Raw genomic sequence first — 19,604 nt, forward strand, 5'->3', positions numbered from 1 at the left:
CTCAGGCGGCGGCGCGACCGTTGACGCTGCTCTCGGCGAGCTTCGTCAGGATGGTGTCGGTGGTCCGCTCCTCGTCGAGCGTCTGCTGCAGGTGGCTGACCACGTTATGGTGGCCGAGCTGCTTGGCGAAAGCGATGATCGTCCCGTAGCGGGTGATCTCATAATGCTCGACGGCCTGGGCTCCGGCGATCAGGGCGGCGTCCAGCACCTCCGGATCCTCAACATCGCCCATGATCTCCTTGGTCTCGCTGATGATGCCGTCGATGGCGGCGCAATCGACGCCCTTCGCCGGCTTGCCGAGCAGGGAGAAGACCTGATCGAGCCGCTTGATCTGATTCTCGGTCTCGCCGAGATGCCGGGTGAAGCCCTGCTTGAGTTGCGGGCTCGTCGCCTTGTCGATCATCTTCGGCAAGGCCTTGGTGATCTGCTGCTCGGCGTAATAGATGTCCTGCAGCATATGCATGAACAGATCGTCGAGCGTCTTGATCGGCTTCGAGAAGAGACCCATGGATAGTATCCTCGTATGCTTGAGCTTGATCGACCGGCATTCAGAGCCGGGCCGGATCTTGTCCAGAGCAACGAGGCGGGGTTTGGCGGGTTCCTTATCAACGTCGATTAATAACTTGTGTTATTCTAATCGCCGAAATCCTCAGTGTCCGGAGTTCGGCTCGGCCAAGTCACGATGCGATCGAGGAGCTCGTCAGTGCTGAACTCCTCTTCATTGCCCGACATGCGCCCGCGCACCGAGATGCCGGCTTCGTGCACGCTGTCGCGGCGGCCCGACACCAGAGGATGCCAATCATACAGGTCGCGGCCGTCGCGGAGCAGTTGATAGGCGCACGTCCGGGGCAACCAGGGGATGGTCCGAACCGCCTCGGGGGTGAGCCGCACGCAGTCGGGCACCCGCTTCTGCCGGTTCTTGTAATCGCGGCAGCGGCAGCCGTGGCCGTCCAGCAGGGTACAGCCGACGTCGGTCGGATAGACCTCGCCCGTCTCGTCGTCCTCGAGCTTCAGGAGGCAGCAGCGGCCGCAGCCGTCGCACAGGCTCTCCCATTCCTGCGGGGACATCTCCTCGAGGCTCTTACGCTTCCAGAACGGCACAGCCTCGTCGCGCGGCGAGGGCGCATCGCGGTCTGGAGCAGGCGGGGCGGCGCGGAACGCCGAGCGGATGCGCATCGGGGCGCCTTGCGTCGGTCAGAGGAAGCTGGGAACGATGTTCCGACCTCCTGCCGCAAGGCGAGGCCGCGGGCAAGCGCCACGGACGGATCAGCGGCCCGACAGCTGCCTTCATCTTCGGCGCGCCGCAATCGCGTATCAATGTTAATGAGAAGTTACTGCCGCGGAGCCTGAGGCCGGGGCTGCGCCGGAGGCGTTATTGCGGCAGTAAACGAGACCGGTACGGATCGTCCTTCGATCCGGCTATGATTCGACAGGGGCCCCGCGGGGCCGAAGGACGGTGCCGTGCGCCTGCCACGAGTGAACGCTCTGCTGACCCGGATCAAGCGAGGCGCCCTCGCCTTCGACGCATGGGTGAATGCCAGTCTCTACGAGGGAGGCCGCTCGGCGGGCGAAGGCTACGAGACCTTCTCGAAACGCATGGGCATGTTCGCCGCTAAAGGCTGGAAGCGCGGAGCGCTCGATCTGACGAGCGAAGCCATGACCCTCGGCACCGGCGGGGCGATCGTGATGCTGGCGCTGGCGCAACCCGCCTTCAATCTGACCAGCGAGAACTGGCTCAAGACCCAGGATCTCGCGGTGACCTTCCTCGACCGCTACGGCACCGAAGTCGGCCGCCGCGGCATCAAGCACGACGACTCGCTCAAGCTCGATGAATTCCCCGACATCATGATCAAGGCGTTGGTCGCGACCGAGGACCGGCGATTCTACGAGCATTGGGGCATCGACCCGATCGGCACCGCGCGTGCCCTCGTCTCCAATTCACGCGGCAACGGCTCGACGCAGGGCGGCTCCTCGATCACGCAGCAGCTCGCCAAGAACCTGTTCCTCTCGAACGAACGTTCGCTGGAGCGCAAGATCAACGAGGCGTTCCTGGCCCTGTGGCTGGAGATGCACCTCACCAAGAACGAGATCCTCAAGCTCTATCTCGACCGCGCCTACATGGGCGGCGGCACCTTCGGCGCCGTGGCGGCGGCGGATTACTATTTCGGCAAGCCTCTCAAGGACATCAGCCTCGCGGAGGGAGCGATGCTGGCGGGCCTGTTCAAGGCGCCGACGAAATATGCCCCGCACGTGAACCTGCCCGCCGCCCGCTCGCGCGCGGTCGACGTGCTCCACAACATGGTCGAGGCCGGATTCCTCACCGAGGGACAGATCCAGAGCGCCCTGCGCAACCCGGCGACGCCGGTGACCCGTACCCGCGACATCACGGCCGACTACTACCTCGACTGGGCCTTCGGCGAGATCAAGGGCCTCGCCGATGCGGGCAAGCTGCGCAACGACCGCGTGCTCATGGTGAAGACCCCCCTCGACCTCTCGATCCAGAAGCGGGCCGACGAGGCGGTGGCGAACACGCTGCGCAAGTACGGCGACCAGTACGAGGTCGAGGAGGCCGCGATGGTCATCCTCGATCCAGACGGCGCCCTGCGGGCCATGGTCGGAGGCTCGGATTACGGCCAGAGCCAGTTCAACCGGGCCACCGACGCCCTTCGCCAACCGGGTTCGTCGTTCAAGCCTTACGTTTACGCGGCCGGTCTCGCCGCCGGCCTCTACCGGCCCGATACCAAGGTGGTCGATACGCCGATCTGCATCGGCAACTGGTGCCCGCAGAATTACGGCCGCTCCTTCTCCGGCGCGACGAACCTCACCGTCGCCGTCGCCAAGTCGATCAACACGATTCCGATCCAGATCTCGATCGCCCTCGGCAGGGCCATGGGGATCAGCCATCAGGCCAACGCCGCCAAGGCCGGCCGCGCCAAGATCATCGACCTTTCCCACCGCCTCGGCATCACGACGCCGTTGACGGACACGGTCTCGCTGCCGATCGGCTCGGCGGAGGTCAACGTGATCGACCAGGCGGCCGCCTATGCGGTCTTCGCCAATGGCGGCCGCAAGGCAAAGCCCTATGCCGCCATGGAGGTGAGGAACTCGAGCGGGGACGTCATCTACCGCCACGCCGACGAGAAGCCCGAGCAGATCCTGTCGACACAGGTCGTCGCCGATATGAATTTCATGCTCAACAAGGTGGTCGAGGAGGGTACCGGCAAGCGTGCACAACTCGACGGCATCAAGGTCGCGGGGAAATCGGGCACGACCAACGCCTACAAGGATGCCTGGTTCGTGGCCTATACCGGCAACCTCGTCGGCGCCGTCTGGTTCGGAAACGACGATTCCACCTCCACGAACAAGATGACGGGCGGCTCGCTTCCCGCCATGACCTGGCACGACGTGATGGAGAGCGCCCACCAGGGCATCGAGCTTAGGCCCCTGCCGGGCCTCAAGGAGCCCGGCCGCCCTGCGCCGCAGGCGAGCCGCGACGCCCCCGCGCCCGTCAATGCCGCGGCCAGCGCAGCCGGCAAGCTTTCGCGCCGCTCCTTCGAGGTCATCGGTGGTCTCGGCGGCCTGTTCAAGGACGTCGAGGCCAAGCCCGCACCGCGCGCAGGATTCGAAACCGTCCCGACACCGGCCGGGGCTGTGGCGGAGGGAACGCGCAGTGCCGGCGGGCGCATCGGCATGCCGTGAGGGTGCAGGTCCTCTCCTCCGAGCCCAAACTCCTGCCCGAATTCGTCGCCAAACCCCGACCTGCGGCGTCGCATCAGGCTGCAGCCCGACCGTCTTGAGGAAAGTGCGTTTCGTGACGACACCGGCTGACACGACGCGGATGCCGGCCCTGCCCCGCGATGGCGCAGGCATCCGCCGCCTCGGCGGTGTCGCGCGTGACCGCGCCAGGGCCACCCTGCGCAGCGCCTCGGACATCAGCCTCGTCGTCTACGCCCTCGTTCTCGGCGGCGGCCTCGGCCTCGCCAGCGCCGATTACGCCACGAGCGGCGGCTACCCCTTCGGCGGGGTCACCGTCGGCCCCTGGACGGCCTGGCCGAGGGCCGGTGCGGTGGGCGCCGATCCCTATACCCGGGCGGTCAACGCGAGGCGCGGCGAGATTCCCCTCGGCGTCGGCGAGGGCCTGCTCATCACGGCGGCGCAGGACGACGAGGGCCGCGTCCTCGATGCCGGCTGCACGTACTCGGTGGCCGGCGTCACGCCGCCTGCTCGGGCCTGGACCTTGACGGTCGCCGGACGGGGCGCCCGGCCGAACGGCGCCTCGTCTCTGCGCGAGGCCTTCACCTCGACCGAGATCCTGCGCGAGGCCGACGGCACCTTCGTCATCACGCTGGCGCCGCAGGCGCAGCCGGGAAACTGGATGCCGATGCCTCGCCCGAGCGGCCCGGTCCGCCTCGCCTTGCGCCTCTACGACACCCCCGTCGCGGCAAGCGCCGGGACCCTCGACCGCAGCGCGCTGCCGGCGATCCGCCGCAACGGGTGCCGCACATGACGCCGCGCGGACGCGTTCTCCTCGCCACCGTCTGTGGCCTCGTCATCGCCGGCCTCGTGCATATCGCGGCCGTCCTGCTGATCCCGAGGGTGTCCGAAACCGATGCTCTGGCGCGTGCCCGGACCGCCGAGAGCCTCGACCATGCAATGCGGATCCACACCCTGGCCACCGGCGATACGCCGCCGGCGGCCGAAGCCTGGCTGCCTGTTCCAGATCCGGCCGTGGCCGTCGGCCTGTGTGCCTACGACCTCTCGGAGGGCCCGTTGCGGGTCGCGGCGCGCACCGGTCCTCTGATGATGTCGATGGCCGTCCACGGCCGCCGGGGCGCGTTCTACGCGGTCACCGATCAGGCCGCCCTGCGCGGGTCCCTCGATCTCGTTGTGTTGACCCGGCGGCAGTTCGACGAGGCCCTCGCGAACGAGGACGAGAACGAGGTCAGCCGCGACGTCCGCATCGTCGCGACGGATCGACAGGGTTTCGTCGTCGTACGGGTGATCGCGGAACTGCCGAGCCAGCGCGCTGCCGCCAACGAGGCGGTACAGGCGGTGTCGTGCACCGTGGATACCGGCAGCGAAGAGACGAAGCCCGGCGGCTGAGCGCCGTCCGGTGCTTCAGCAGTCCTGTTCACTCGTCTTGTGCTTCAGTACTTGCGCATCAACGGCGCGACAGGACGTATGGCCGACGCTCCGCCGAGGGCTGCCTCGGGCCGCTCCGTCGGAAAAAGGCCGCAACGTGCCTCGGCGTCGCGGGGCAGCAGCGGATCGAGCAGGGCGCGGCGGCCATCGAGGAAGCCGAGGCTGCGTTCCGCCGACACCGCTTCGGCCGCTTCCGGCACTTCCGCCACGAGATGCTCGAGGGCGTAGCGGTAGCGTGAGACGCGCAGGCCCGCCTCCAACCTGACCCAGGCGACGAGACAGCGGTTCTCGGCGACGCGCATCGCCGCCTGGCGAACGTCATCGTCGTTCAGGGTCTTGGCCGAGGGCAGGCCGCGAAGGCGCAAGGCGTCCGCGTCGCGCACGCGCAATGCCGTCGCCGCGAAGGACGGGATCAAGCGGGCATCGGCACTCGCATCCTCGCCGAGCTGTCGATAGCGGGACACCGGGGAGCGAAAGGGGCCGCCGACGAGTCCGCGATGGTAGGCCTCGGGATCGTCGGATCGCCAGTCCGGCGGAAGGACGCGGCTGCGGGTGAGGTTCGCCAGGACGCCGGTGAAGACGTCGTATCCGGCCGCCGGCATCAGGAACCGGAAGGCGCGGTCACGAAGAACCCGCTCGTCGTCGGTAAGGGCGAAGTCGGAAGAGGGCTCTTCGCGCGCGCTGGCCGCGAGCGAGCCGGTGGTGTCGACGAGCCTGTTCCACGCGCTCGGAGCGGCGCGGCCGAAATCGCCTTCCTGAACGCAGCCGACAAGGATCAGAGATGGCGTGATGGCCGCGATCCGCCGGAGACGGCCTAAGGAACGGGCGGGCGGCATGGGATCCTCGTTGGCGCCGAGCGGCGCCAGAGCGTTCTGGAAGGAAAGGAATGTGTCGGATCCGGCCCGCGATCAGGACGGCATCCGTGCCCGCGCGACCATGGCGCAGCCCTCGGGACCGGCACCCTCGACGGTCAGACGCTCGTAACGGACGCCGGTGAAGAGGAGGATCTCACCCACGGCATCGGCCGGATCGGCCTTTCGCCGGGCACGCCGCGCGGCGGCCGCGGCGAATGGCAGGATCGCTGCGCCACGCAGTGCCTGAACCCTCGCGGTCTCATCCTCGCACAGCCTCGGATTAGCATTCATCGCCGTCGATCCCGTCAATCGTGTCACCTCTTTGCGGCGCCGGTCCCCAAGGCCGTCCAGGCCTTCCGACCCGAGGCGTCGCGAGCGCCAGATCATCACGGGGTGGTTAACGGAGTGTTGCCGGCGCACGCGGCGTTCGGCACTGCCAGGGCAATGCACGCTAACGGTACCTGGTCGCTACCGGCCGATGGCGGACCTCGTCCGCCGAGGCTTCTCCGAGCCTTCCCGTCATTGGCTTGTATGTTGCATGATAAGCCATCGCCCATGGCGGGCGTTTCCTCCCTTGCACTTGGCCCCGTTCGCTGCGCGAGCGGGGCCTTTTCGTGCGCGCGTCGGCCGATCGGGAGGAGCCGGGGCAACGCGGCGCCACATCGCCGCCTCCTTTCGGGCGGAACCCCTGTGGCTGGGATGCGCTTGCTATGCATCCCGGTGGCCCGATATGGCCGAACGCCGCGACCGCCAGATTTTGACCCATGAAGAGCGAAGGACACCGCAGGATGCGCGTGGTTACGTCACGACCCTCGATCTCAGGACTGCACCGCACGGCGCTGCTGGCTCCAGTCGCCCTCGCGCTTCTTGCCGCAACCCCGGCCATGGCGCAGCGCGAGGACCAGGGACTGCAGCTTGGATGCGCGAACGACTATTTCCGCCTTTGTGCCGGCGTCGATCCCAACAGCTCAGATGCCGAGAAGTGCATGGACCGCAACCGCGGCCGGCTCTCGCCGGAATGCCGGGCGGCCATCGGCGACTATGACCGCCGCACCGGCGGCCGCGCCTCGAAGCGCAATTCGGGCGCGGAGGACTGACCCTGCCGGTCGGCGCCCGGTGACGGGAGCCGGCTTCCCGTGCGAGAGGGGAGGCGCTCCGCATCGTGGGGGCCTCGGGAGAGACGACAATCATGGCCCTGACCGTCGCGGTTCAGATGGACCCGATCCAGGCGATCCGTATCGCCGGGGACACCACCTTCGCTCTGCTTCTGGAAGCGCAGGCCCGGGGCCATCGCCTCCTCTACTACACGCCTGATCGGCTCTCGCTTCAGAACGGCCGCGTCACCGCGCGCATCGAGGCGCTCAAGGTCCAGGACGTCGAGGGCGCCCATGCGGAGCTCGGCGAGGAGGGTCGGATTGACCTTGCCGAAGCCGACGTCGTCCTGATGCGCCAGGACCCACCCTTCGACATGGCCTATATCACCGCGACCCATATGCTGGAGCGGATCGGCCCCCGCACTCTCGTGGTCAACGATCCGATCGAGGTGCGTAACGCGCCGGAGAAACTCTACGTCCTGCAATATCCCGAGTTGATGCCGCCGACGCTGATCAGCCGCGACAAGGCCGAGATCGAGGCCTTCCGGGCCGAGAACGGCACCGTGGTGATGAAGCCGCTGCACGGCCATGGCGGCGCCGCGGTGTTCAGGGTCACGCAGGAGGACCCGAATTTCGGCTCGATGTTCGACTTCTTCGCCGCGACTTTTCGCGAAGCCTGGGTGACCCAGAAGTTCCTGACACGCATCACCGAGGGCGACAAGCGCATCATCCTCGTAGACGGGATCGCCATGGGCGCGGTCAACCGGGTGCCGGCGGCGAACGACATCCGCTCGAACCTCGTGCGCGGTGGCGCGGCGGGCGCCTCCGAGCTCACCGAGCGCGAGCGCGAGATCTGCGCGACGATCGGCCCGGAGCTGAAGCGGCGCGGCCTCATCCTCGTCGGCATCGACGTGATCGACGGCCACCTCACCGAGATCAACGTGACCTCGCCCACCGGCATCCGCGCCATCCGCAGGCTCGGCGGACCGGATCTCGCCGCCGCGACCTGGGATGCGATCGAGGCGCGCCTCAAAAGGTCCTGACGGATCAGGCGCCGGACCGCGCCTCCTCGGCATTGCTCGATACCGCTTCGGACGCGACGAGATCGCGGCCTCGCTTGAGCGCCTTGCGATAACGCTTCTCGGCGATCTCGTCGTGGATCGCGAGGAGCCGTTGCGCCGTGGAGGACGTCGACTCGAGGATCGCGGTGGCCTCGCGGGCGAACAGGTCCTCGGCTTCAGGCGGGTCGTCGACAAGAGTGGAGCACCTGCAGGGTCAGGCAGAGCGTCTTGGCCGGAATGTCGGACTCGCTCTCCTTGATGACCGCGGATTCGGTATGTCGAGGGCGACGCTTTTTCGCCTGTTCGAAGCCGATGGCGGCGTCGCCGCCTATATCCGCGAGCGCCGCCTGCTTCTCGCCATTCGCCTCCTCACCGAGGGCGGCGGCGCAGGCCGCCCTCGCGTCTCGGCGGTGGCCTACGCTAGCGGATTATCCGATGAGAAGACTTTCAGCCCGGCCTTCAAGGGCCGGTTCGACATGCTGCAGCGCGATGCCGAATCCGGCGCTGCCGTGGGCCTCGCCAGCAACGAGAACATGCCCATCCCGATGAGCTCGATGAAGAACCGTACGGCCTGTGCCGGGCTCCTCGCTTCCCCGCTGGGCTTCATCCCCGCGCGGCGGCGACTTTGAGCTCGGGCTTGTGGTTCAGGGTCTGAAACACCACGCAGTAGCGTTCCGTGAGCTTGAGGAGCTGGTCGAGCTTCTCCTGAGGTGCGTCCGTGTCGAGGGCGAAGTCGAGGCGGATTGCCCGAAAGCCGACCGGCGCTTCCTTGTCGACGCCGAGGGTGCCGCGAAAGTCGAGATCGCCCTCGGCACTGACCGTACCGGCCCGCAGGTCGATCTCGAGGGCGGTCGCCACCGCCTTCAGGGTGACTCCGGCGCAGGCGACCAGGGCTTCGAGCAGCATGTCGCCCGAGCAGAGCTCGGCGCCCGAGCCGCCGGTCGCCGGATGCAGGCCGGCAATGGCCAGCGCCCGGCCGGTCTCGACCTTGCAGGCGATCGACGTGTCGTCGAGGGTCCCCTTGGCCTTGAGGGTGATGACGGCGGAGTCCGGGGCGCTGCGGTACTGGTCCTTGAGGGGAGCCTGGAGCGAGCGGAGCGTGGTGGCGTCCATGGGCGTGTTCTCCGTCCTTGTTCTTGATGCTGTGCGCGGCGTCTACCGTGCCGATCCCGGCGGCGCCAGAGCCGAGGCTACCACCACAGGGCGGCCTCGCCGGGCGTATCGTCTCGCGCCCGCCGCGGCTTCAACGATCGATCGAGGGCCGTGAGGATCTGGCGGGTCGCCGTCTCGCTGCGGGTGGATGTCGGGTTGCGCGGACGCGGCAGCGGCAACGGGATGGTGTCGTCGAGGCGGCCGGGTTTGGGGCGCATCACGACCGCCCGGTCGGCGAGCGCCACCGCCTCGCTCACGTCGTGGGTGACGATGAGTACGGTCGGCCGGACCTCCTCCCACAGGGCGAGGAGATGCCCGTGGAGGTCCTTGCGGGTGAAGGCATCGAGCGCCGAGAAAGGCTCGTCGAGGAGGAGCACCCGCGGGTTCGCCACGAAGGCGCGGGCGATGGCGACGCGCTGCTGCTGGCCGCCCGAGAGGTCGCGCGGCCAGCGGCCCGCATGCTCGGCCAGTCCGACGCGATCGAGGGCGTGGGCGACGCGCTCCCGGCGCTCGGCCTTCGGCAGATCCGCGAGGCCGAAGCCGACATTCTCGGAGGCCGTGAGCCAGGGCAGCAGCCGCGGTTCCTGAAAGACGAGGCCGACACCCGGATGCGGTCCGGCAATGGTCTCACCATCGAGGCTGATCGCACCCTCGCTCGCCCGGTCGAGCCCGGCGACGAGGCGCAGCAACGTTGTCTTGCCGCAGCCGGAGCCGCCGATCAGCGCGACGATCTCGCTCTTCTCGACCGACAGGGCGATGCCGTCGAGGGCGCGTGTCCCGTCGGCATAGGTCTTGGAGAGGCGATCGAGGATCAGCATGGCGGCTACAGCGTCTCCCGCGCCGTGTCCTGCCACCGCGTCAGTGGACGGGTCAGCGCCACCAGAACCGCATCGGCGAGCTTGCCGAGCACCGCGAAGGCGATGATCGCGGCGAGGATCTGATCGGCGCGGCTGAACTGCTGGCCGTCGACGAGCAGATAGCCGAGCCCTTCCGAGGCCCCCATCAGCTCGGCCGCGACCACGAACAGGAACCCGAGGCCGAGACCCGTGCGCAGGGCCACGAGGGTCGCCGGCAGCACGGCCGGCAGAAGGATACGACGGGCCAAGGCCGTCTTGGAGAGCCGGAAGATGCGGCCGACCTCGACGAGCTTACGATCGACCGAGGCGATGGCGCCGGCCACCCCGATATAGACCGGGAAGAACACCCCGACGGCGATCAGCGCGACCTTGGGGGTCTCCAGGATGCCGAGCCACAGGATGAACAACGGCACCCAGGCAAGCGACGGCACCGCGCGCAGGGCCTGGAGGGTCGGGTCGAGCAGGTGGCGGGCGAATGGCATGGTGCCGGTCAGCGCCCCCGCGGCGATGCCTGTGACGGATCCGAACACGAAGCCGAGGGCGACCCGGGTCAGCGTCGCCTGCACGTGCAGCCACAGGTCGCCGGAGACAGCGAGACCGTAGAGGGTGGCGGCGATCCGGCTCGGCGGCGGCAGGAGACGGCCCTGCGCCAGCCCGTTGCGGACCGCGATTTCCCAACCCAAGGCGACCGCCAGCGGCAGCACGAGACCGAGGGCGAGACGGCCCGCCCCACCCCACTCCGCTCGTCGCGCAGAGGCGGCCGTGCCGTTCGCCACGGGCGTCGCGGTCTCGGCCATTCCGCTCAGCGGGCGGCGGCAGGCGCGAAGCGGGAATCGATCAGGCCCTCGACCGCCGCGGCGACATCGACATCGGCCGGAACCACGCCCGCCTGCTGGAGGGCGACGCCGGCCGCCTTGATGCTCTGCGACTGGGCCGTGCCGATCGCCGGCTGGGTCAGGTCGGTGCGCTCGATCTGGCGGGCGATCACCGGCTCGGGCAGCTTCGTCGCCGCGACGAGCGCCTGTTTGAGGGCATCCGGGTTGGCGATGGCGTAGGCCCGGGCACGCTCGTAGGCGGCGATCACGGCGGTGACGAGGTCGGGATGCGCCTTGGCGAAATCCTCGCGCACGTCGAGCACGCCCCAGGTGTTGGCCGCGGCATCGCGGAAGAACAGGACATTGCCGGCCTCGACCTCGGAGGCCGCCATCATCGGGTCGAGCCCCGCCCAGGCGTCGACATCGCCGCGCTCCAGGGCGCTGCGTCCGTCGGCGTGCTGGAGAAGGACGAGCTTGGCGTCCTTCTCGGTAAGCCCGGCGCCCTGCAGGGCGCGAATGAGGAAGATGTGCGGGTCGGTGCCGCGCGTGACCGCGATGCGCTTACCCTTGAGGTCCGCCGGCTTGGCAATGCCCGTGTCCTTGCGGGTCACGAGGGCCGTCCATTCGGGCCGCGAATAGGCGTAGATCGCCTTGATCGGGTTGCCGTTGATCCTGGCCAGAAGCGCCGCCGCACCGGCTGTCGAGCCGAAATCGATGGCGCCCGCGTTGAGGAATTCGAGAGCCTTGTTCGAGCCGAGGGACTGCGTCCAGCGGACCTTGATGCCCTTCGCCTTCAGGGACTCTTCGAGGAAGCCCTTATCCTTGAGGACGAGGCTGACCGGGTTATAGGTCGCCCAATCGAGGCGGATCTCGGTGACCTCAGCGGCACGAACCGGTAGGGCGGAGAGCCCGAGGGCTGCGCAAAAAGCACCCAGGACTAGACGGCGGACCAGCGGCATCTCGGCTCCTCCCCATGCAGCGAACGCTAAGGGCCCGCGTCGCTGCCATTCCTGCAAAGGTTATGATACGCCGTCTAGGCAAGCGCGTTCTTTATGTCAAACATCTTTTCCGCCATAGAGAACGCTGTCTGTGAATCGCGCACCGAGGCTCCCGCGACGAGCCGAGCGATGGCGCCGCCCCCGTAACATGCTAACGGGGTTGCCCATGTTCGACGCCTGCGCCGCCCTCAAGACCGTCCTCGACAATCTCCCGCGGGACGCACGCGAAGCGACGCAATTGCGCTCCGTCCTGGTTCCGGAATTGCGTCGCGTGATCGCAGCCGGCCACGCGGATGCCGAGGAGCGGCTCCTCGCGGAAAGGGACGGCGTCGCCTGCGCCAACCGCATCAGCGCGCTGACCGATGCGGTGATCCGGGCGATCCACGACGCCGTGGTCTGGCGGCTCTATCCGAACGACAATCCATCCTCCGGCGAGCAGCTCGCGGTGGTGGCCACCGGCGGTTACGGCCGAGGCACCATGGCGCCGGGATCTGATATCGATCTCCTGTTCCTGCTTCCCTACAAGCAGACCGCATGGTCGGAGAGCGTCGTCGAAGCGATGCTCTACGTGCTGTGGGACCTCAAGGTGAAGGTCGGCCACGCCACGCGCTCCGTCGAGGAATGCCTGCGCGAAAGCAAGGCGGACATGACGATCCGCACGGCGCTCCTCGAAGCGCGCTTCCTGTTCGGCTCCCGAGCGCTGTTCGAGGAACTGGTCACACGGTTCGACCAGGAACTCGTGATGTGGACAGCACCCGAATTCGTCGAGGCGAAACTGCGCGAGCGCGACACCCGCGTGAGCAAGGCCGGGGCCTCGCGCTACCTCGTCGAGCCCAACGTCAAGGACGGCAAGGGAGGGCTTCGCGACCTCAACACCCTGTTCTGGATCGCCAAATACACCTACCGGGTCCGCGATCAGGCGGAACTCGTGAGCGCCGGCCTTTTCACGCAGGAGGAGTATAACCTCTTCGAGCGCTGCGAGGAACTGCTCTGGCGGGTGCGATGCCACATGCACTTCGTCACCGGACGTTCGGAGGAGCGCCTGTCCTTCGGGCTGCAGCCGAAGATCGCCGAGCGTCTCGGCTATGGGCCGCGCGGCGGCCTTTCGGCGGTGGAGCGCTTCATGAAGGCGTATTTCCTGATCGCAAAGGATGTCGGCGACCTTACCGCTATCGTCTGCGCCGCGCTCGAAGCCCGCCATGCCAAGCGCACGCCCGTCCTCGACCGTTGGATCGGGAAATTCCGCGATCGTTTCCGTGCCACCGCGATCGAGGCCGAGGATTTCGTCGACGACCACGGCCGCATCAATGTCAGGGATGCCGATGCCTTCGTGCGCGATCCCGTCAACCTGATCCGGCTGTTCTGGCTGGCCGACCGCCACAACCTGCCGATCCATCCGGACGCCACCCGCCTCGCCAACCGCTCGCGGCGGCTGATCGGCCATTCCTTGCGGGCGGATGCGGAGGCCAACCAGCTCTTCCTCGACATCCTGACCTCGAAGAATTCGCCGGAGACCATCCTGCGGCTGATGAACGAGGCCGGCGTGCTCGGGCGCTTCATCCCGGATTTCGGCCGCATCGTCGCGATGATGCAGTTCAACATGTACCATCACTTCACGGTGGACGAGCACCTGCTGCGCTCCCTCGGCGTGCTGGCGGCGATCGATTCCGGCCGGATCGTCGAAGAGCATCCCCTCGTCTCGCGGCTCATCGAGACGATCAGCAACCGCCGCGCCCTCTACGTCGCTGTGCTGCTGCACGACATCGCCAAGGGACGACCCGAGGACCATTCCATCGCGGGCGCCGTCATCGCGTTGAAGATCGGGCCGCGTTTCGGCCTCAGCCCGGCGGAAACCGAGATGGTGGCGTGGCTCGTCGAGCATCACCTCCTGATGTCGATGACGGCGCAGAGCCGCGACCTCTCGGACCCGAAGACCATCGAGAAGTTCGCCGGCGTGGTCCAGACGCTGGAACGCCTGAAGCTCCTGACCATCCTCACCGTGGCCGACATCACGGCGGTGGGTCCGGGCGTCTGGACCGCCTGGAAGGGAACGCTGCTGCGCACCCTCTACGACGAGACCGAGGTTCTGCTCTCCGGCGGCCATTCCGAGATCGCCCGCACCGACAGGGTCCGGCTGATCCAGATGGCCCTGCGCGAGCAGCTCGCCGACTGGAAATCGGACGCCTTCGACGCCTACTCCGCCCGCCACAACCAGGCCTACTGGCTCAAGGTGGATGTCGCGCGCCAGTTCAAGCATGCGGGCTTCGTCGCACGGCTGGCTGCGCAGGGGCGCACCGTCGCCACCGCCTGCGAGACCGACCCGGCCCGTGGCATCACCGAATTGACGATCTACTCCCCCGACCATCCGCGGCTGCTCGCCATCGTGACGGGTGCCTGCGCGGCCTCGGGCGGCAACATCGTCGACGCCCAGATCTTCACGACCAACGACGGCTTTGCCCTCGACTCCATCTTCATCTCGCGCGCCTTCGACCGCGACGAGGACGAAATGCGACGGGCCGGCCGCATTACGACGGCGATTGAGAAGGCGCTGAAGGGCGAGATCCGCATCGCCGATCTCGTTGCCGACAAGCATCCGCCGACCGCGCGGGCGATGACCTTCCTGGTGCCGCCGGACATGTCGATCGACAACGCATTGTCGAGCCGCGAGACTGTCATCGAGATCACCGGCCTCGACCGGCCCGGTCTGCTCTACGAACTGACGACCGCGCTGAGCCGGCTCAGCCTCAACATCACCTCGGCCCATGTCGCCACCTTCGGCGAGCGCGCCGTCGACGTCTTCTACGTCACCGACCTCACCGGTACCCGCGTGACCCAGCCGGATCGGCAGGCGGCGATCCGAAGCGCCGTGATGGAGGTGTTCGCGGGCGACGTCGCCGCCATGCGCGCCGAGGGCTTGGAGGCTCTGGTCGATTCACCGCCGCCGCGAGAGGCGTGATCATGGGCAAGCGCTTGATTTCGCGGCCTGCGCGCCTGATATCAGCGCCGACCCCGAAAACCTCACCGATCGACGACACACGATGATGGCGAACCACATGGAGCACGAGGATCAGCGCGAGACCGTCGAGGCGGTCGCCGAGGATGGGGCTGCCAAAGCCGAGCCGTCGAAGGCCGATGCGTCGCAGCCCGATCCCGCCGCAGCCCTGGCCGCGGAGCGCGACGAGCTGAAGGACCGCGTCCTGCGTACGCTGGCCGAGATGGAGAATCTGCGCCGGCGGACCGAGCGTGAGGTCGCCGATGCGCGCACCTATGCGGTGACCAACTTCGCCCGCGACCTGCTCACCGCCGCAGACAACATCCGCCGCGCCATCGAGAGCGTGCCGGCCGAGGCGAGAGAGAGCGCGGACGGTGCCTTCAAGGCGCTTCTCGACGGCATCGAGCTGACGGAACGCGACCTTGCCAAGACCTTCGACCGCCACGGCGTGAAACTCCTAGAGCCGAAGGGCCAGCGCTTCGACCCGAACCGCCATCAGGCGATGTTCGAGGTTCCCGATGCGGAGGTTCCGAGCGGGACCGTGGTTCAGGTGATGCAGGCCGGTTACGTGCTCGGCGATCGCGTCCTGCGCCCTGCCCTCGTCGGCGTCGCCAAGGGGGGACCGAAGCCGGCTGCGACCCCGGCCGACGCGGCCTGATCGTCCGCCCCTATTTGACATGAACGCTGTCGACGACGTCGCGGAAGCGTGACAGCGTCACCTCGCGCTGTTCGGCTCGGACGACCCCGACGGCACGCAGGTAGCCGTCGGGAGCGAAGCGGATCGTCTGCGAGACCACGACCGGCGTATCCGTCGGAAGGTCTTTGGCCCGTGCCACGATCTCGTGCCAGTCGACGCCGTTCTGGCGGTAGCTCTGCGAGCGCTCGATCACGAAATCCTTGATCGTCTGGTTCGAATAGAGAGCGGCCTTGGCGAAGGCGTCCCGCTGCTCGGCCGTGGGCGGCGGCTGCACCGCCTGCGCCAGCACGAGGATCGGCTGTTCAAGGTTGCTCACCTCGTCCTTGGGCCCGAGCGTCATCAACATCGAGTTGCCCGCGAGCACCCGTACCGGACGGAACCCGGCCAGATTGCCGACCCGGAACGGCAGAGCGCCGACGAGTTGATCGAGGCTGAGGGCGGGCCGGATCCGCACGCCCGTCAGCATCGCCTTCATGGATTCTTCGGTCTCGGCCCCGGGAAGGCTCTGCGCGATGATGATGCCGGTGACGGTGGGGTCGCCGACGAGGAGCAGCCACTTCTTGATGGAGGGGGTGCCCGGCGGCTCGGCGATCGGCTGCTCGCCGGTGAACAGGACCGCGTCCACGTCACCCGCGAGCTTGATCGCCTCGCGATTCGAGACGACGAAGCCCTGCGTCTTCAAATTCTCGTCCGTGAAGTTCTTTTCAAGATCGACATAGGCAGCGGGTGGCAGCTCCACCACGGAGACGGTCGCTCCCCCTTCCAGGCGTTCGAACCCGGTGAAACGCTTCGAGATCGCCATGTCCGGCGGTGGCGAGAACCCGAACCGCGAACCCGGCGGATAGATCGCCTCCGCCGCCATCGCGCTGGACGCAACGAAGGCGCAGAGGGCCAGAGAGAGGGCCAGGGCAAGACTGGAACGCGGGAGATCACGCAGACGCATCGGGTGGATAGCTCCAGGTACGGGACGTCTCGAACGGGGAGCCGCTCGGCGCGGCCGGGGCTGCCCTTCGGCGGCCGGCTTCGCGCAAGGATGAGGTCGGCTTCCGTTCCACCCCTGTCAAGCGTCGACGTCACTCCGGAGGACGCGTGACGCGGCGCAAGGTGAGGTTGCAGCGCCCTCCTGGGGGCAACAGACCGGTCATGATCTTGGTCAGGACCGGCGGTTCCATGCCGCCGAGAAGGTCGGGAAGAGCCGGAAGAATCCTGTCGACGCCGTGATGGATCAGGCGCGAGGCGCCGCCGATGACAAGGGCATCCCCAGAAGCGAGCCTGATCGATCGCGTCGGGTCGCTCCGCCGAATGCCGCCGTAGCGAAAGAGCGCGGTTGCCCCGAGGGAGAGCGAGACCACGGGCGCATCGAGCGCCGCTTCATCCCGGTCCTGGTGCAATCCCATCCGCGCGCCTGGCTCGTAGAGGTTCACGAGGCAGGTCTCGGGCGGGGCCTCGTATCCGGCAAGATCTCGCCACGCCGCCATCGCTGTGGGAGGGATCGACGGCCAGGTTGCGCCGGTCTCGGGGTGATGGGGTTGATAGCGATAGCCGGCCTCGTCCGAGACCCAGCCGAGCGCGCCGCAATTCGTCATCCGCACCGAGAACGGCGCGCCGGTCCGCGGCATCCGCGGTCGGTAAGGCGGCGAGACGGCGATGACCTCAGCGAGCTCGATCCAAAGCCGGGCCAGCCCGGCCGCGTCGAGGTAGCCCGGATGATGGACGAGGCCCGGAGCGAGAGCGATTCCGGGCCCGGGCGCAGCCATGGCGCGGTCAGTGATCCTGGTCGATGTCGCGCTCCAGCACCGACTTGGTCTCCACCGTGGTGTCGGCTTTGAGGTGGTAGACCAGCGGGATGCCGGTGGCGATCTCGAGGCTGGCGATGGTCTTCGTCGTCATGCCGTCGAGCACCATCACGAGGGCACGCAGGGAATTGCCGTGGGCGGCGACCAGCACCCGCTCGCCGTTCATCACCCGGGGCAGGATGAACTGGATGTAGTAGGGCAGCACCCGCGCGGCGGTGTCCTTGAGGCTTTCGCCGCCGGGGGGCGGCACGTCGTAGGAGCGGCGCCACTGGCGGACCTGCTCGTCACCCCAGCGCTCGCGGGCGTCGTCCTTGTTGAGGCCGGAGAGGTCGCCGTAATCGCGCTCGTTGAGCGCGTCGGAGCGCTGGGTTTCCAGACCGCCCTGTCCCATCTCCTCGAGCATCAGCGAGCAGGTGTCCTGGGCACGGCGCAGGTTTGACGTGAAGGCGACGTCGAAGGAGAAGCCCTGGGCCTTGAGCCAGCGGCCGGCGTGGCGCGCCTCGGTGACCCCGAGCTCGGTGAGCTCGGGGTCACGCCAGCCGGTGAACAGCTTCTTGAGGTTCCACTCGCTCTGGCCGTGGCGAGCGAGGACGAGCAGACGCTCCATCGGGATTTCATCCTCTCGGTGGTGAATGGTGCGGCGCACAAACCGCGATGCGGCCGCTCATGCCAGCCCCTGCCTGAACGCGCAATGACAGGTGTATCCTATCACCAGCATTGCCTATCAGAGGCCGAGCACGTCGGCCATTCCGTAGAACCCGGGCTGGCGATTATAGGCCCAGAGCGCCGCCCGGACGGCGCCGCGCGCGAAAACGGCGCGGTCCTCGGCATGATGGCTAAGAGTGATCCGCTCGCCGGCGCCGGCGAAGACGACGCTGTGGTCGCCGACGACGCTGCCGCCGCGCAGCGTCGCGAAACCGATATCGCCGGGCCGGCGCGCGCCGGTATGGCCGTCGCGGGTCGAGACGCGCACGTCTGAAAGGGCGACGCCGCGCCCCTCGGCCGCCGCCTCGCCGAGGAGCAGGGCCGTTCCCGAGGGCGCATCGACCTTCATGCGATGATGCATCTCGACGATCTCGATGTCGAAATCTTCACCCAAGGCCGCAGCCACCTTGCGGACGAGACCCGCCACGAGGTTGACCCCGAGGGACATATTGCCCGAGCGCACGATGCGGGCGTGGCGCGCCGCTGCCGCGAGCGTGACGAGATCGGCCTCGCCCATGCCGGTGGTGCCGACCACATGGACGATGCGGGCCTGGGCGGCGAGTTCGGCGAAGAAGGCCGTCGCCGCCGGAACCGTGAAGTCGAGGACGCCGTCAGTCGCGGCGAAGACCGGCAGGGGGTCGTCCGTGACCGCGATGCCGAGGGGAGGCAGGCCGGCGAGCGTGCCTGCGTCCTGACCCAGAGCCGGCGACCCTTCCCTTTCGATCGCCCCAGACAGGGTACAGCCCTCTGCCTCGACCACCTCCCGGATCAGCATCCGCCCCATGCGCCCGTCGGCGCCGACAACCACGAGCCGCATCGGTGGCTTGCTCCTTCACAGATCGCGAACCCGGTACAGTCTGGTGCGCGTCATGCCAAGGTGGAAGGAACGGCAAGCCGTCGAGGTTGCGACGCTTTAGTGCAGTTGCCCGTCAAACATCGACCAGGGATTTGGCGCGTAGGGCCCGGGTGCTTCCTCGGTGGACCGCATCGTAGCCGCCGGCTTCTCGCGCTCGACCACTTCGAGTGCGTGAATGACGTGCGCGTGAGCGTCAGCATCCTCGGCGACGACGGCCCGTAGGGCAGTGACCAGTTGTTCATGAACGTCGGACATGAAGTCACGCTCCAAAGTGAGAGCTCGGTTTATGAGCGCAATATGTAGATTACCGATGTGCGCTTCCTCACCTGAATATCCGCTGATGATCTTGCCGGTTTAGCGTTCAGATTGATGACGCGTCGAAGAAGAGCGTCGTTTCGGATCATGCTGCGGATCCTGATAAAACGATTTTTTCCGTCACCCGGGGAGCCCCTTCTGATGACCGATGCTCGGAAAGCCGGAGACCTGACGCGAACCAGATCCTGAGCCGAGCTCTGTGCATCCCTGCACAGGTCATGCACATCGATGCGCCGTTTGTCGGTCAGGTATGGCGGTACGTTTGACGCA

The 19,604-nt window shown here is 67.6% G+C and carries 21 protein-coding genes; 8 read left to right on the forward strand and 13 right to left on the reverse strand.

Translation table 11 applies throughout. The features are described from left to right. Position 1: 1 nt before the first annotated feature. Together K2Y56_RS15850 and K2Y56_RS15855 are read right to left on the reverse strand one after the other, a co-directional pair. Entirely contained in the window at positions 2–508 is a 507-nt protein-coding gene (locus tag K2Y56_RS15850; protein ID WP_292509432.1) for a ferritin-like domain-containing protein, read from the reverse strand. A 125-nt stretch (positions 509–633) separates the two neighbouring features. Then, complete coding sequence (locus tag K2Y56_RS15855; protein ID WP_292509434.1) at positions 634–1,176, reverse strand: YcgN family cysteine cluster protein; 543 nt, start codon at positions 1,174–1,176, stop codon at positions 634–636. 285 nt (positions 1,177–1,461) lie between these two features. Here K2Y56_RS15855 and K2Y56_RS15860 point away from each other — a divergent pair, with 285 nt between their 5' ends. The 3 genes from K2Y56_RS15860 (at position 1,462) to K2Y56_RS15870 (ending at position 5,103) form a co-directional block, all read left to right on the forward strand. Then, positions 1,462–3,699 (forward strand): transglycosylase domain-containing protein, encoded by a 2,238-nt coding sequence (locus K2Y56_RS15860; protein WP_292509436.1) that lies wholly within the window; start codon positions 1,462–1,464, stop codon positions 3,697–3,699. 112 nt (positions 3,700–3,811) lie between these two features. Continuing rightward, positions 3,812–4,507, forward strand: coding sequence for a DUF1214 domain-containing protein (locus tag K2Y56_RS15865; RefSeq protein ID WP_292509439.1), 696 nt, complete (start codon positions 3,812–3,814; stop codon positions 4,505–4,507). Continuing rightward, positions 4,504–5,103, forward strand: a complete 600-nt coding sequence (locus tag K2Y56_RS15870; RefSeq protein WP_292509441.1) for a hypothetical protein — start codon at positions 4,504–4,506, stop codon at positions 5,101–5,103. Before K2Y56_RS15865 ends, K2Y56_RS15870 begins: the two co-directional genes overlap by 4 nt. A 44-nt stretch (positions 5,104–5,147) precedes the next feature. Here the strand turns inward: K2Y56_RS15870 and K2Y56_RS15875 are convergent, their stop codons facing one another. Beyond that, positions 5,148–5,978: a hypothetical protein gene (locus K2Y56_RS15875; RefSeq protein WP_292509445.1), complete on the reverse strand. Its 831-nt coding sequence runs from the start codon at positions 5,976–5,978 to the stop codon at positions 5,148–5,150. A gap of 72 nt (positions 5,979–6,050) precedes the next feature. Then, positions 6,051–6,287: a hypothetical protein gene (locus tag K2Y56_RS15880; RefSeq protein ID WP_292509448.1), complete on the reverse strand. Its 237-nt coding sequence runs from the start codon at positions 6,285–6,287 to the stop codon at positions 6,051–6,053. Between the two features lie 497 nt (positions 6,288–6,784). Here K2Y56_RS15880 and K2Y56_RS15885 point away from each other — a divergent pair, with 497 nt between their 5' ends. From K2Y56_RS15885 to K2Y56_RS15895, 3 genes are all read left to right on the forward strand, one after another. Continuing rightward, entirely contained in the window at positions 6,785–7,093 is a 309-nt protein-coding gene (locus K2Y56_RS15885; protein ID WP_292509451.1) for a hypothetical protein, read from the forward strand. Between the two features lie 92 nt (positions 7,094–7,185). Further along, the gene (gene gshB, locus K2Y56_RS15890; RefSeq protein ID WP_292509454.1) at positions 7,186–8,133 is read left to right on the forward strand and encodes a glutathione synthase; all 948 of its coding nucleotides are present in this window, start codon (positions 7,186–7,188) and stop codon (positions 8,131–8,133) included. Positions 8,134–8,426: 293 nt separating this feature from the next. After that, a complete protein-coding gene (locus K2Y56_RS15895; RefSeq protein WP_292509457.1) occupies positions 8,427–8,780 on the forward strand; it encodes a helix-turn-helix domain-containing protein in 354 nt (117 codons plus the stop codon). Here the strand turns inward: K2Y56_RS15895 and K2Y56_RS15900 are convergent. From K2Y56_RS15900 to K2Y56_RS15915, 4 genes are all read right to left on the reverse strand, one after another. Next, a complete protein-coding gene (locus tag K2Y56_RS15900) occupies positions 8,755–9,264 on the reverse strand; it encodes an OsmC family protein (RefSeq protein WP_292509460.1) in 510 nt (169 codons plus the stop codon). The genes K2Y56_RS15895 and K2Y56_RS15900 overlap by 26 nt on opposite strands. A 77-nt stretch (positions 9,265–9,341) precedes the next feature. After that, positions 9,342–10,121, reverse strand: coding sequence for an ABC transporter ATP-binding protein (locus K2Y56_RS15905; protein WP_292509463.1), 780 nt, complete (start codon positions 10,119–10,121; stop codon positions 9,342–9,344). 5 nt (positions 10,122–10,126) lie between these two features. Beyond that, a complete protein-coding gene (locus K2Y56_RS15910; RefSeq protein ID WP_292509465.1) occupies positions 10,127–10,957 on the reverse strand; it encodes an ABC transporter permease in 831 nt (276 codons plus the stop codon). A 5-nt stretch (positions 10,958–10,962) separates the two neighbouring features. Continuing rightward, entirely contained in the window at positions 10,963–11,934 is a 972-nt protein-coding gene (locus tag K2Y56_RS15915; RefSeq protein ID WP_292509468.1) for an aliphatic sulfonate ABC transporter substrate-binding protein, read from the reverse strand. Positions 11,935–12,139: 205 nt separating this feature from the next. On the opposite strand from K2Y56_RS15915, the gene K2Y56_RS15920 reads away from it, so the two are divergent. Both K2Y56_RS15920 and grpE read left to right on the forward strand, forming a co-directional pair. Then, positions 12,140–14,929, forward strand: a complete 2,790-nt coding sequence (locus K2Y56_RS15920) for a [protein-PII] uridylyltransferase (RefSeq protein ID WP_292509471.1) — start codon at positions 12,140–12,142, stop codon at positions 14,927–14,929. 82 nt (positions 14,930–15,011) lie between these two features. Further along, positions 15,012–15,623, forward strand: coding sequence for a nucleotide exchange factor GrpE (grpE, locus tag K2Y56_RS15925; protein WP_292509474.1), 612 nt, complete (start codon positions 15,012–15,014; stop codon positions 15,621–15,623). Between the two features lie 10 nt (positions 15,624–15,633). On the opposite strand, the gene K2Y56_RS15930 is transcribed toward grpE, so the two are convergent. From K2Y56_RS15930 to K2Y56_RS15950, 5 genes are all read right to left on the reverse strand, one after another. Beyond that, positions 15,634–16,605 carry a hypothetical protein gene (locus K2Y56_RS15930; protein ID WP_292509477.1) on the reverse strand — a complete coding sequence of 324 codons (972 nt, stop codon included), beginning with the start codon at positions 16,603–16,605 and terminating at the stop codon, positions 15,634–15,636. Positions 16,606–16,735: 130 nt separating this feature from the next. Then, on the reverse strand, positions 16,736–17,419 hold the full coding sequence (locus K2Y56_RS15935; RefSeq protein WP_292509479.1) for an alpha-ketoglutarate-dependent dioxygenase AlkB: 684 nt from the start codon (positions 17,417–17,419) through the stop codon (positions 16,736–16,738). 7 nt (positions 17,420–17,426) lie between these two features. After that, positions 17,427–18,065 carry a 2,3-bisphosphoglycerate-dependent phosphoglycerate mutase gene (locus tag K2Y56_RS15940; RefSeq protein WP_292509482.1) on the reverse strand — a complete coding sequence of 213 codons (639 nt, stop codon included), beginning with the start codon at positions 18,063–18,065 and terminating at the stop codon, positions 17,427–17,429. Positions 18,066–18,182: 117 nt separating this feature from the next. Further along, positions 18,183–18,980: a 4-hydroxy-tetrahydrodipicolinate reductase gene (dapB, locus tag K2Y56_RS15945; RefSeq protein WP_292509484.1), complete on the reverse strand. Its 798-nt coding sequence runs from the start codon at positions 18,978–18,980 to the stop codon at positions 18,183–18,185. Between the two features lie 96 nt (positions 18,981–19,076). Then, a complete protein-coding gene (locus K2Y56_RS15950) occupies positions 19,077–19,274 on the reverse strand; it encodes a hypothetical protein (RefSeq protein ID WP_292509487.1) in 198 nt (65 codons plus the stop codon). Between the last annotated feature and the right edge of the window lie 330 nt (positions 19,275–19,604).

It is taken from the genome of Methylobacterium sp., assembly GCF_019745455.1.
Lineage (GTDB): Bacteria > Pseudomonadota > Alphaproteobacteria > Rhizobiales > Beijerinckiaceae > Methylobacterium.

Bases quoted from the DNA above. Each gene is read 5' to 3' on its own strand.
- K2Y56_RS15850 (WP_292509432.1), bottom strand. From the start codon at position 508: ATGGGTCTCTTCTCGAAGCCGATCAAGACGCTCGACGATCTGTTCATG.
- K2Y56_RS15910 (WP_292509465.1), bottom strand. From the start codon at position 10,957: ATGGCCGAGACCGCGACGCCCGTGGCGAACGGCACGGCCGCCTCTGCG.
- K2Y56_RS15875 (WP_292509445.1), bottom strand. From the start codon at position 5,978: ATGCCGCCCGCCCGTTCCTTAGGCCGTCTCCGGCGGATCGCGGCCATC.
- K2Y56_RS15915 (WP_292509468.1), bottom strand. From the start codon at position 11,934: ATGCCGCTGGTCCGCCGTCTAGTCCTGGGTGCTTTTTGCGCAGCCCTC.
- gshB (WP_292509454.1), top strand. From the start codon at position 7,186: ATGGCCCTGACCGTCGCGGTTCAGATGGACCCGATCCAGGCGATCCGT.
- K2Y56_RS15895 (WP_292509457.1), top strand. From the start codon at position 8,427: ATGTCGAGGGCGACGCTTTTTCGCCTGTTCGAAGCCGATGGCGGCGTC.
- K2Y56_RS15950 (WP_292509487.1), bottom strand. From the start codon at position 19,274: ATGTCCGACGTTCATGAACAACTGGTCACTGCCCTACGGGCCGTCGTC.
- K2Y56_RS15920 (WP_292509471.1), top strand. From the start codon at position 12,140: ATGTTCGACGCCTGCGCCGCCCTCAAGACCGTCCTCGACAATCTCCCG.
- K2Y56_RS15880 (WP_292509448.1), bottom strand. From the start codon at position 6,287: ATGAATGCTAATCCGAGGCTGTGCGAGGATGAGACCGCGAGGGTTCAG.
- K2Y56_RS15885 (WP_292509451.1), top strand. From the start codon at position 6,785: ATGCGCGTGGTTACGTCACGACCCTCGATCTCAGGACTGCACCGCACG.
- K2Y56_RS15935 (WP_292509479.1), bottom strand. From the start codon at position 17,419: ATGGCTGCGCCCGGGCCCGGAATCGCTCTCGCTCCGGGCCTCGTCCAT.
- K2Y56_RS15900 (WP_292509460.1), bottom strand. From the start codon at position 9,264: ATGGACGCCACCACGCTCCGCTCGCTCCAGGCTCCCCTCAAGGACCAG.
- grpE (WP_292509474.1), top strand. From the start codon at position 15,012: ATGATGGCGAACCACATGGAGCACGAGGATCAGCGCGAGACCGTCGAG.
- dapB (WP_292509484.1), bottom strand. From the start codon at position 18,980: ATGCGGCTCGTGGTTGTCGGCGCCGACGGGCGCATGGGGCGGATGCTG.
- K2Y56_RS15930 (WP_292509477.1), bottom strand. From the start codon at position 16,605: ATGCGTCTGCGTGATCTCCCGCGTTCCAGTCTTGCCCTGGCCCTCTCT.
- K2Y56_RS15855 (WP_292509434.1), bottom strand. From the start codon at position 1,176: ATGCGCATCCGCTCGGCGTTCCGCGCCGCCCCGCCTGCTCCAGACCGC.
- K2Y56_RS15905 (WP_292509463.1), bottom strand. From the start codon at position 10,121: ATGCTGATCCTCGATCGCCTCTCCAAGACCTATGCCGACGGGACACGC.
- K2Y56_RS15870 (WP_292509441.1), top strand. From the start codon at position 4,504: ATGACGCCGCGCGGACGCGTTCTCCTCGCCACCGTCTGTGGCCTCGTC.
- K2Y56_RS15940 (WP_292509482.1), bottom strand. From the start codon at position 18,065: ATGGAGCGTCTGCTCGTCCTCGCTCGCCACGGCCAGAGCGAGTGGAAC.